This is a genomic window from Jiangella muralis, assembly GCF_001270745.1.
GTDB classification, from domain to species: Bacteria; Actinomycetota; Actinomycetes; order Jiangellales; family Jiangellaceae; genus Jiangella; species Jiangella muralis.
In genome coordinates, this window is record NZ_LFXL01000025.1 from 164,310 (window position 1) to 175,393 (window position 11,084).

An 11,084-nucleotide genomic window follows, 5' to 3' on the forward strand; every position below is an offset into this window, starting at 1 on the left:
CGTCAGTCGAGGGCGGTGTCGAGCGCGGCCCAGTCGACGCTGCGGGGGCTGTGCGCGCTGACGGTCGCCAGCAGGCCCAGCCGGGACGAGCGGACCGCAGGGTCTTCCGCCATGACGAGGATGTCGTCGAAGAACGCGTTGACGGGGTCGACCAGCGCGGCCGCGGCGCCGGCGTAGTCGCCGACCGGGCGGCCGGACCAGTCGCCCAGCGCGGCGACGGCTTCGACCAGGCGCTGCTCGGCCGGCTCGGTCAGCACGGCGCCGTCGTAGGCGGCGGGCGTGCCGGCCGGGACGATGCGGTTGATCCGCTGCAACGCCGCCACCAGCGACCGGAACGAGTCGTCGCCGGCCCGCGAGCGCAGCGCCGCCAGCGTCGAGACCGCCTGGCCGGGGGCATCGGCGCCCGGCAGGACGGCGGTGACGAAGTCGGCCGGGACCTCCTCGTCGCGCAGTTGCTGCGCGAACCGGGCGACGACGAACTCGCGCGCCGCCGCCACCGCGGAATCGGACACCTCGATGCCCTGGGTGCGCAGCCGGTCGGCCGCGACCGCCAGGCCGCCGTCGACCGTCACGCCCGACAGTGCCGGCGTCTCGCGCAGGATCCGCACGACGCCGAGCGCGGCGCGCCGCAGCCCGAACGGGTCGGAGCTGCCGGTCGGCTTGGCGCCGAGCGCGAACATCGCCATGAGCAGGTCGAACCGGTCGGCCAGCGCGAGGACGGCGCCCGGCGTCGACGACGGCAGCGCGTCGGCCGTCGACCGGGGCAGCTCCATCTCGAACAGCGCCTGCCCGACGGCCGGGGTCTCCCCCGCCCGGACCGCGTACTCGCGGGCCATGACGCCGGCCAGGCTGGACAGTTCGACCACCATCTGCGACGACAGGTCGAACTTGGCCAGCGCGGCGGCCCGCTCCAGCGCCTCGGCGTCGCCGGCGGACAGTTCGACGCCCTTGGCGAGGTCGGCGGCGATGGTCTCGATGCGGGCGGCCCGCTCGGCCATCGAGCCCAGCTTCTCCTCGAACGTCAGCTTGGCCAGACCGGCCTTGAACTGGTCGAGCGGCACCTCGAGGTCGGCCCGCCAGAAGAACGCGGCGTCCTCGTACCGGGCCCGCAGCACCGCCTCGTTGCCCGCCCGCACCGCGTCGGCGTCGCACGCGCCGTTGGCGACCGCGACGAAGTGCGGCAGCAGCGCACCGTCGCCGGCCCGGACCGGGAGGTAGCGCTGGTGCTTGCGCATGACGGTGGTGAGGATCTGCTCGGGCAGCTCCAGGTAGCGGGTGTCGAACCCGCCGAGCAGCGCGTTGGGCTCTTCGACCAGGTTGGTGATCTCGTCGATCAGCCCGGCCTCGGCCTCGGTGTCGACGACGCCGCCCGCTTCGGCCGCGAGCGCGGACGCCGCGGAGACGACGGCGGCGCGGCGGACCGCGGGGTCGGCGACGATCCCGTGGCCGGCCAGGAACTCGAGGTACCCGGCGGCCGACGGCACCGCGACGACGGGCTCGGCCGCGGTGCGGTGCACGCGAGTGGAGCGGCCGCTGACCAGCGCGGACACCCGCACCGGGACGACGGTGTCGCCGAGCAGCGCGGTGAGCCAGCGGATCGGCCGGGTGAAGGACAGTGCGGGGTCGCTCCACCGCATGTTCTTCTCCGAGCGCAGCTCCGACACGACGTCGGCGAGCAGCGACGACAGCACCTCGACCGCGCCGCGGCCGGTGTCGACGACGCGGACGGCGACGTGCTGGTTGCCGCCGAAGTCGGCGGTGACGAGGTCCTCGACGTCGACGTTCTGGCCGCGGGCGAACCCGAGCAGCGCCTTCGTCGGGTTGCCGTCGGCGTCGTAGGCGGCCTCGACCCGGGGGCCGCGGACGGTGCGGTCGGCGTCGGGCTCGCGCGGCTCGACGGCGGCGACCTGGACGACGATGCGCCGCGGCGTGCCGACCACGTCGATGTCACCGTGCCCGAGCCGGGTGGCGGCCAGCTTGGCGGCGACGGCCGAACGCACGGCGTCGACGGTGTTCGTGACCTCGTGCGGCGGCATCTCCTCGGTGCCGATCTCGAACAGCAGCGGCGCCGGGCCGGCGAGGTCGGCCTGCGGGAGGTCGGGCAGCAGCGGCTCGGCGTCGTCGTCGTCGCGACCCGGCCGGGACACCAGGCCCAGCGGGTGACCGAGCTCCTCGCGGCGCGCCGTCCACAGCGACGACACCTCGCGGGCCAGGCCGCGCATGCGCGCGAACGCCTTCGCCCGCTCCGTCGTGCTGATGGCGCCGCGCGCGTCGAGCACGTTGAACGTGTGCGAGCACTTGAGCACGTAGACGTGCGCCGGCACCGGCAGCCGCTCGGCGATCATCCGCTCGGCCTCGGCCGCGTAGGTGTCGAACAGCGCGCGGTTGGCCTCGATGTCCGCGTCGTCGAGGTAGTAGCGCGACATCTCGTACTCGGCCTGGCCGAACGCCTCGCCATAGGAGATGCCGGGCGCGTACTCGATGTCCTTGAAGTGGCTGACGCCCTGCAGCGCCATGATGATGCGCTCGATGCCGTAGGTGATCTCGACCGACACGGGGTCGAGGGTCTGGCCGCCGGCCTGCTGGAAGTAGGTGAACTGGGTGATCTCGAGGCCGTCGAGCCAGACCTCCCAGCCCAGCCCCCACGCGCCGAGGGCGGGCGAGGCCCAGTTGTCCTCGACGAAGCGGATGTCGTGGGCGTGGATGTCGATGCCCAGCGCCTCGAGGCTGGCGAGGTAGATCTCCTGCGGGTCGCCCGGGTCGGGCTTGAGGATGACCTGGAACTGGGTGTGCGTCTGCAGGCGGTTCGGGTTCTCGCCGTACCGGGCGTCGTCGGGCCGGACACTGGGCTCGACGTAGGCGACGTGCCAGGGCTCCGGACCCAGCACCCGGAGGATGGTGGCCGGGTTCATGGTTCCGGCGCCGACCTCGGTGTTGAACGGCTGCACCGTGAGGCAGCCCCGGTCGGTCCAGTACTTCGTCAGCGCCAGCAGCGCGTCCTGCATCGTGAGCACCGGGAAAGCCTAGTGGTGTGAGGCCGATGGCACGAACTCGAACCCGGTGACCCGGGCCAGGATTTCACCGTGCGGAACGACGAACCAGCCGTCGTCGTGACCGGCCCACTCCCGCCACGCGGCCGCCAGCCGCTCCAGGTCGGACGTGGTCGCCAGGCCGCGGCCGACGGCCTGGTCCGCGAACGCCGACGACGTGACGCGGTCCGCCCACAGGCCGCCCCACCACGCGCGATCCTCCGGCGTGCTGAAGCACCAGACGCTCGCCGTCGCCGTGACGTCGCGCAGCCCGGCCCCGTGCGCCCACGCGAGCAGCCGCCGTCCCGCGTCCGGCTCGCCGCCGTTGCCGAGCGCCAGCGTGCGGTACAGCTCCAGCCACTCGGACAGCCCGGGCAGCCGCGGGTACCAGAACATGCCGGCGTAGTCGGAGTCGCGCGCCGCCACGACGCCGCCGGGCCGCGCCGTGCGGGCCAGCTGGCGCAGGACGGCGACCGGGTCGGCCACGTGCTGCAGCAGCTGGTGCGCGTGGACGACGTCGAAGCTCGCGTCGCCGAACGGCAGCGCGGCGGCGTCGGCGGTGCGGAACTCGACCGCGGCGGCGCCGTCCTGGGCCGCCGCCCGCGCGATGACCTCGTCCGACGCGTCCACCCCGACCACCCGGCCGGGCGCCACCAGCCCAGCCAGCTCCACCGTGATCGTCCCCGGCCCGCAGCCCACGTCCAGCACGTCCAGCCCGGGCCGCAGGTGGTCGCGGAGGTACGCCGCGGAGTTCGCGACCGTGCGCCAGGTGTGCGAGCGCAGGACGCTCTTGTGGTGGCCGTGCGTGTACGTCGCCATGCCGCCACCGTAAGAACCTCCGGCCGTCGCTGTCAGCCCGGTTCGCACGATGGACGGTGAAACGGGCGGGCGCCCCGCACGTCAGGGGCGCCCGCCCGGGTCCGTCCCGGCCGGACCTCAGTCCGGCACGATCGCGCCCGGCGGCAGCGCCACCGCGCCGTTCGTGTCGGTGACCGTCACGGTGAAGGTCTTCGGCGCGCTGATGTTGCCGGCCGAGTCGATGGCCCGGTACTGGATCTCGTGGCGGCCGTACCCGGGCTCGAAGTCCGGGTAGGACTGCTCGAACGGCGCTTTGGTCACGCCGCCGCTGCCGAGGTTGCCGTACGCGATCTCCTTGATCACGGTGCCGGCCGGGGTGAACCGGTACGGCGTGCCCTCGGGCGCGTCCGGCCAGCCGTGGTAGTTGAACCAGCCGTCGCCGTCGAGCTGGAACTCGATGACGACGTAGCCGTCCTGGTCGTCGGTGGCGGCGAGGCCCATCTCGAACCACTCGCGGAACACGTAATGCGGCGGGCGGACCCGGGTGCCGGGCACGACGGAGACCGGGTCGGACAGGTCGACGGTGACCTCGGGTGCGACGTTGTCGACGGTCCAGGTCAACGTCTGGGTCGGGGCCGGGGGCACCTCGGGGTCGGACACCGTCGCGGTCAGCTGGTGCGACCGGGCCGGCAGGTTCAGCGCGCCGAGGTCCAGGTTGCGCGCGTTGTCCGGGTTCGGCAGCACGCTGCCGTTCAGGCGCCAGGTGACGTCGAGGATGCGGTCGGCCGGGTGGGTGGTCTCGACGTAGACGACGTCCTGGCCGCCGACGGGGTGGGTGGTGGCGGTCGAGGAGGTGAACTCGACGTCGGCCGGGGCGGGCGGCTCCTCGACGATGGTCCACTCGCGGGTCTGGGTGAGCGCGCCGCCGTCGGCGACGGCCGGATCCCGGACGTCCGCGGTGTCGTCGGAGACGGTGACCTTCACGGTGTCGCCGATCCGCACGCCGTGGGCGTCGAGATCGAAGTTGCGGCTGTTGTTCGTCCCCGCGACGACCTGGCCGTTCACCGCCCAGCTGACGGTGAGCTCGTGGTACAGCGGGTGCATCGTCTCGACCCAGAGCACGTCACCCGGCGACACGGGCTGGTCGGTCGGGGTCGACTCGACGGTCATCTCGACGTCGTCGCGGCGGCCGGAGATCTTCTCGATCATCCGCTCGCGGCCGATCTGGTCGAAGTGGTAGCCGATCCAGCGCATGATCGAGTGCTCGCTGGGCCGCCAGATGCCCGAGGCGCGCGTCTGGCCGCTCTCGTACCGGCCGATGACGCCGCCGGACAGGGACTCCTCGCCCAGCCAGCGGTACCACTTGACCTGCTGGTCCAGCAGCTGCTGCTCGGTGAGGATCGTGTGGTGGATCGACGACGGCTCGCCGCCGGTGTACGGGGCGCCGGGCACGTTGCGGGTGCTGTACGGGTACTCGTCCTGCAGGTTGCCCAGCGAGTGGCCCAGCTCGTGCGGGCTGACCAGCGGGCCCTGCGGCGCCTGCCCGGTCGTGGTGGCGTTGCGGCCGCCGATGCCGCCGTAGGTGCTGGTGTTGGCGATGGTGAGGGTCTGCCGGTTCTGCGCGGTGACCCCCGGGATCATCGAGACGTACTGCTCCAACGCCTGCTGGCCGCCGGCGCCGAACGTGACGCCGCGGGCGTTCGCGCCGGCCGGGCAGGTGCCGGCGTACTGCAGCTCCAGCGGCGTGTCACGGCGGACGTTGCCGTCGTCGGGGTCACAGCTGATGCCGGACTCCCCCGACACGATCTCGATCATGTACACGTTGAAGTAGTCGCGGTAGCTGCGGAACGGCTCGATGCTCCACTGCACGTTCAGGTGCTTGTCGACGTCGTCGCGGAACTGCTGCATCTCCTCGGCGGTGTAGCCGTCGCCCAGGACGATGAGGTTCAGACGGTCCGCCGGGTCGCCCGTCACCTGCAACGGCACCACCGTCGCCAACCCGGCCTCGTCCGACGCCGCGGCCGACGGCACCGCGCCGGTCAGCAGCGCGCCCATCAGCCCGGCCGCTCCCACCGCGGCCGCGATCTTCCGTTTCACCATCGTCGTTCACCCCTCGCTCGTCGATCCCCCGCAGGGACGCTAGCCAGGTTGGATCCAAAGCTCACCGAGCAGATGACGGACGTTGCGCCGCGGTCGTCCGTCGTCTGACGGAACTCGGCGGTTACGCTGCTGGAGTGCTGATCCTGCTGCCGCCGTCGGAGGGCAAGACCGCGCCGGGCGACAGCGCCACCGCCGTCGACCTCGACGCGTTGTCGTTCCCGGAACTGACCGGCGACCGCGTCGACCTGCTGGCCGCGCTGGTCCGGCTGTGCCGCACGGCGCCGGAGGCCGCGGCGACGGCGCTCGGGCTCGGCCCGACGCAGGCCGCGGACGTCGAACGCAACGCCGTCCTGCCGCAGGCACCGGCCGCGCCGGCCCGCGAGGTGTACTCGGGCGTCCTGTACGACGCGCTCGGCCTGCGCACGCTGCGCCGCGGCACGGCCCGGCGGGCGGACGCGTCGGTGCTGATCACCAGCGGGCTGTGGGGGCTGCTGCGGCCGTCGGACGTGATCCCGGCGTACCGGCTCGGCGGCGGCGTGAGCCTCCCCGGCGTCGGCCCGCTGGCTGCGTTCTGGCGCCGCCCGCTGGGCAAGAGCCTGCCCGCCGCGGCCGGCGACGAGCTGATCGTCGACCTGCGCTCCAGCACGTACGCCGGGTTCTGGCGCCCGCCCGCCGACCTCGCCGCGCGCACCGTCGTCGTCCGGGTCCTCCATGAGCACGACGGCCGCCGCACCGTCGTCAGCCACCACAACAAGGCCACCAAGGGCCGCATCGTCCGCCGGCTACTGCAGGACGGCGCTCGGGTGGCGACCCCGAAACGGCTGGTCACGGTGCTGACGCGGCTGGGCTGGACGGCGGAACTGACCCCGCCGCCCAGTCCCGGCCGCCCGGCCACCGTCGACGTCGTGGTGACCGAGGTGCCGACGTCCTCGTCCGATTGATCGGGTGGGCGGTTCGCCGTCGTGCGGCGGTTGGCCACGTGGGCCGTCCCCCTGCTGCCCATTTTCTTGGCCGCAGCTATCAGGGGGACGGGGGAAGTGCGGGCAGAACCCGCCCGGGTGCGCCGTTCGCCGTTCGCGCCGGTGCACCGGTTGTCCTCGACTCCCGCGACCGTCATCGACGTCACTCGTCTCGTGGGCACCTCACTCGCCGCAGCACCGGATGAACGTCGTCATCGGCGGCCATGCGGTGCTGGCGCGGGTGGGGTGCACCCGGCGCGGGTGAAGTGGGGCGTGCCCAGACTCCCCCCGTCCCCTGATAGCTGCCCGTTCTTGGCCGCGGTTGGCCGCGCACCGTTGACGAGTGAGGCCGCTGTCGCCCGGCGACAGCGGCCTCACCCCACGTACGACCACTGAGGATCAATCGGACTCACTCATCTAGTTCGCGGCGGCGCCGAGCGGCGTCGGCGTGATGATCTCGTACGGCTCCGGCGGCAGCCCGCCGCCGAACAGCAGCGGCAGGTACGGCACCGCGTTCTCGATCGACGGGATCGGCTCGCCGCTGGACACGTACCGGTCGGCGACGATCGCGCCGGTGCTGTCGAACGTGCCGAAGCACAGCCCGGCCGCCCGGATGTCGTCGATCATCAGCGGCAGCGCCTCCATCAGGTGCTCACCCGCGACGGTGTCGATCGGGCCGTCGTGCAGGAAGATGTTGCGCCGCCCGTCGGCGATCCCGGCCGCGACGCCGGCCCGCAGGTCCTCGGCCTGGAGCCACGGCAGCCAGTCGTCCGCGGCGATGTCACCGCTGATGACGGTGAAGCCCAGCCGCTCGAGCTCGGCCCGGGTCTGCGGGTTCGCCGCGAGGAACGGCGGGCGCATGCCGACGAACGGACGCTCGACGCCGGCGCGGTCGAGCGCCGCCTCGGTGTCGCTCATCTCCTGCTGCAGCCGCGGGATCGTGACCTGATCGAGGTTCGGGTGCTCGTAGGTGTGGTTGAGCACCAGGTGCCCCTCGGCCCGCTCGAACGCCGGCAGCTGCGGGTTCGCGTCGATGCGCATGCCGGCGTCGAAGAACGTCGCGGTGACCTGCTTCTCGCGCAGGATCGCCAGCGTCTGGTCGCGGTAGAAGGACGGGCCGTCGTCGAAGGTCAGCGCGACGCGGTCGGTGCAGGTGTTCGGGACGGAGTCGTCGTGCGGGCCGCCGGTGGACGAGCGCGCCGCGGCCGCCAGGATGACCGCCGCGTCCCACCGACCGAGCAGGCCGAGGTCGCGGAACTCGCGGGTCGCCCGCACGACGGTGCGGACGAACTCGCCGTGCGTGGCGAACGGCTCGTCCGCCCAGATGACGTCCAGCAGCGTGCAGCCGTCGTCACGGCCCGGGTTGGCGACGCCGGTGTCGATGCGCGGCGGGCCGAACCAGACGGTGGTCTCGGTCGACCACCCGCCCGGACACGCGTCACCGGCGCCCGATGCCGTCGACGTCGCCGCTGGTGGGGCGTTCGACGGGGCGGCGCCGGGGGCCGCTGCCGCCGTCGCGATCAGCGCACTGGCGGTCACCGCCGCCAGTGCTCCCGCCGTCGCGAATCGTCCTGCCGTCGTCCTGGCCATGGCCACTCCTTCGGGGGTCGGGGGCAGAACCCGCTCACGTCGAGCAAAACGCCGAGCAGATCGCTGATCTTTGTGAATGTACCCGTGACAGATCGTCATCGGAAGGGAGTTATGGGAACTTTCTTCGCGACCTGATGCAAAACATCGCGCCGAGCGCTCAGACGGAGACGGCGGCGGCGGCCAGCGCACCTGCGACGGCGGCACGGTCGCCGAACGCGCTGGTTCTGACCTGCAACGACTCCCCCTCGGTGACGGCGAGCCAGCGGCGGGTGACGGCCAGCGTCTCCGGCCGCGAGCCGATGCCGCCGCCGAGCACGAACGTCGCCGGGTCGACGATCGCCCGGACCGCGCGCAGCGCCAGCGCGAGCAGCCGGCCGAGGTCGTCGAGCACCTGCGCGGCCGCGCCATCACCGTCCGCCGCGGCCGCGAACACCTCCGGCGCGGGCCGCCGCCGGCCGGCCAGCTCCAGGTACCGCCGCTCGACGCCACCGCCGCTGACCTGCTGTTCCAGTGGTCCGTGCACGAGGTTGGCCGGCTCGAACGGGTCCGAGCCGAACGGCAGGTCGGCCACCTCTCCGGCCAGCCCGCGGCTGCCCGCGTAGATGCGCCCGCCCAGCACCAGGCCCAGCCCGACCCCCGTCCCGACGGCGACGAACGCGAGGTCGCCGCCGCGGCCGGGCAGCCAGGCGTGCTCGCCCCAGGCGGCGAGGTTGGCGTCGTTGTGCACCAGCGGCCGGGACCCCAGCCGCGCCTCGAGGTCGGCCGGCACGTCCATGCGGTCCCAGCCGGGGATGTTGGGCGCGTGGCCGACCGCGCCCGTCACCGGGTCCGGCGCGCCCGGGCAGCCGACGGCGACCCGCGGCGGCCGTCCGGCGAGGCCTGCGGCCGCCGTCAGCGACTCCACGATGCGGGCGATCTGGCTGGTCACGGCCGTTCCGCCGCGCGGGTCGGTGCGCTCGACGCGGTCCAGCAGCCGGTGCCGGGCGGGATCGTAGAGCACGGCGTGCAGCTTCGTGCCGCCGAGGTCGACACCCACCACCGGCACCGCTCGGTCGTCGCCGGCGGCCGACCCGGCAGCCGGGCCGGCGGGCGCCTGGACGGCGTCGTCCGACGGCAGCCAGCCGGCATCGGCGAGGGCTCGGCGCAGCGGGACGGCCAGGCCGGTACGGTCGGTTCCGGGCATCACCACGGGCGGCGTCTCCAGTCTCGAGTGGGCTGGGGATGGGTACAGTATCAGCCTGATAGAAAACTCCAGGGGAGCAGCCATGTCCGGTCGGACCTCCTCGACGGCCAACGCCGAGACCGTCTCGCGGGTGAACCAGACCGCGATCCTCGACGCGCTGCGTCAGCACGGGCCGCTGTCGCGGCAGCAGATCGGCGCCCGCACCGGGCTCAGTGCGGCGACGGTGAACCGGCTGGCCGCGCAGTTGCTGAGCCGCGGCCTGATCGTCACCGACGGCCACCAGCCGTCGACCGGCGGTCGGCCGTCGATCCTGCTGCGCTACAGCGGGCGCGGGCAGCTGGTGTCGGTGCTGCACGTCGGCGCCACCCGCACCGAGGGCGCGCTGGTCGACTTCGACGGCGGCATCGTCCACCGGGTGCGGCGGCCGGTCGTCCCCGACGTGCTGCACGCCGCCGACCGCGCCACCATCCGGCTCGAGGAGGCGCTGTCCGTCGTCGCCGAGCTGGGCGCCGCCGCCGACGGACGGGGCCAGCCCAGCCAGGCGATCGGGGTCGTCGTCCCCGGGGTCGCCGGCGCGGACGGCCGCGTGACCTGGGCGCCCGCGCTGGACTGGCGCGAAGTGCCGGTCGGCTCGCTGCTCAGCGAGCGCACCGGCCTGCCCGTCGTCGTCGAGAACGACGCGAACGTGCTGGCCGTCGGCGAACACCACCGCGGCGCCGGCCGTGGCGTGCAGGACCTCGTCGCCGTCATGCTCGGCACCGGCATCGGCACCGGCATCGTCACCGGGGGGCGGCTGCACCGCGGCTCCCGGGCGGCGGCCGGCGAGATCGGCTACATGCTGCTGGACCGCTCGTCGCTGGCCCGGCTGTTCCCCGGCTTCGGCGACCTCGAGAGCCGGGTCGGCTCGGCCGGGCTGACGCGGCAGGCGCGCGAGCGCGGCATCGCGGCGCCGGACGGCCGGCCGCTCACCGCCGCCGACGTGTTCGACCTGGTCAGGAGCGGCAGCGTCGAGGCGCGGGCGCTGCTGGAGGAGACGCTCGACCACGTCGCGCTGGCGGTCGCCAACCTGTGCACCGTCCTCGACCCCGAGCTGGTGATCGTCGGCGGCGAGATGGGCGGCGCGGCCGACCTCATCACGCCCGGCCTGCGCGACCGCCTCGTCGGCCGCATCCCGCACGTCCCCCGCCTGGCCGCGTCCGAGCTCGGCGACGACGCCGTCATCGTCGGCGCCGCCGAGCTGGCCGCCCGCCTCGTCCGCAATTCGGCCTACGTCGCCGCCACCCGCTGACGCGGCACCCCTCCCCGATCCCGGCCCCCGCCGAAGTTGATCTTGGAGTAACTGGGCAGTCGCCGCCCGGAATGACCGATTGATCCCGCGAAATCTCCAAGATCAACTTGGGTGGCGGCGGACGGGGCCGGGAGTTG

Annotated in this window: 7 protein-coding genes; 2 read left to right on the top strand and 5 right to left on the bottom strand. The window is 73.6% G+C overall.

The window, feature by feature from the left end:
- Positions 1–2: 2 nt before the first annotated feature.
- The 3 genes from ACW62_RS20990 to ACW62_RS21000 all read right to left on the bottom strand — a co-directional run bounded on the left by ACW62_RS20990 (position 3) and on the right by ACW62_RS21000 (position 5,927).
- The gene (locus tag ACW62_RS20990; RefSeq protein ID WP_053206148.1) at positions 3–3,005 is read right to left on the bottom strand and encodes a glycine--tRNA ligase; all 3,003 of its coding nucleotides are present in this window, start codon (positions 3,003–3,005) and stop codon (positions 3–5) included.
- Positions 3,006–3,023: 18 nt separating this feature from the next.
- Positions 3,024–3,848: a class I SAM-dependent methyltransferase gene (locus tag ACW62_RS20995; protein WP_053206068.1), complete on the bottom strand. Its 825-nt coding sequence runs from the start codon at positions 3,846–3,848 to the stop codon at positions 3,024–3,026.
- Between the two features lie 117 nt (positions 3,849–3,965).
- Positions 3,966–5,927 carry a M64 family metallopeptidase gene (locus tag ACW62_RS21000; RefSeq protein ID WP_053206069.1) on the bottom strand — a complete coding sequence of 654 codons (1,962 nt, stop codon included), beginning with the start codon at positions 5,925–5,927 and terminating at the stop codon, positions 3,966–3,968.
- 134 nt (positions 5,928–6,061) lie between these two features.
- Here ACW62_RS21000 and yaaA point away from each other — a divergent pair, with 134 nt between their 5' ends.
- Positions 6,062–6,868, top strand: a complete 807-nt coding sequence (gene yaaA, locus ACW62_RS21005; RefSeq protein ID WP_053206070.1) for a peroxide stress protein YaaA — start codon at positions 6,062–6,064, stop codon at positions 6,866–6,868.
- A 435-nt stretch (positions 6,869–7,303) separates the two neighbouring features.
- Here the strand turns inward: yaaA and ACW62_RS21010 are convergent, their stop codons facing one another.
- Positions 7,304–8,476: a polysaccharide deacetylase family protein gene (locus tag ACW62_RS21010; RefSeq protein WP_157574886.1), complete on the bottom strand. Its 1,173-nt coding sequence runs from the start codon at positions 8,474–8,476 to the stop codon at positions 7,304–7,306.
- Positions 8,477–8,633: 157 nt separating this feature from the next.
- Complete coding sequence (locus tag ACW62_RS21015) at positions 8,634–9,659, bottom strand: ROK family protein (RefSeq protein WP_240477372.1); 1,026 nt, start codon at positions 9,657–9,659, stop codon at positions 8,634–8,636.
- Between the two features lie 82 nt (positions 9,660–9,741).
- Between ACW62_RS21015 and ACW62_RS21020 the strand changes: the two genes are divergently transcribed.
- Complete coding sequence (locus ACW62_RS21020) at positions 9,742–10,947, top strand: ROK family transcriptional regulator (protein WP_053206073.1); 1,206 nt, start codon at positions 9,742–9,744, stop codon at positions 10,945–10,947.
- The last annotated feature ends 137 nt before the right edge of the window (positions 10,948–11,084 follow it).

Excerpts from the sequence above, each read along its gene's own strand:
- ACW62_RS20990 (WP_053206148.1), bottom strand. The coding sequence starts at position 3,005 with ATGCAGGACGCGCTGCTGGCGCTGACGAAGTACTGGACCGACCGGGGC.
- ACW62_RS20995 (WP_053206068.1), bottom strand. The coding sequence starts at position 3,848 with ATGGCGACGTACACGCACGGCCACCACAAGAGCGTCCTGCGCTCGCAC.
- ACW62_RS21000 (WP_053206069.1), bottom strand. The coding sequence starts at position 5,927 with ATGGTGAAACGGAAGATCGCGGCCGCGGTGGGAGCGGCCGGGCTGATG.
- ACW62_RS21010 (WP_157574886.1), bottom strand. The coding sequence starts at position 8,476 with ATGGCCAGGACGACGGCAGGACGATTCGCGACGGCGGGAGCACTGGCG.
- ACW62_RS21015 (WP_240477372.1), bottom strand. The coding sequence starts at position 9,659 with ATGCCCGGAACCGACCGTACCGGCCTGGCCGTCCCGCTGCGCCGAGCC.
- ACW62_RS21020 (WP_053206073.1), top strand. The coding sequence starts at position 9,742 with ATGTCCGGTCGGACCTCCTCGACGGCCAACGCCGAGACCGTCTCGCGG.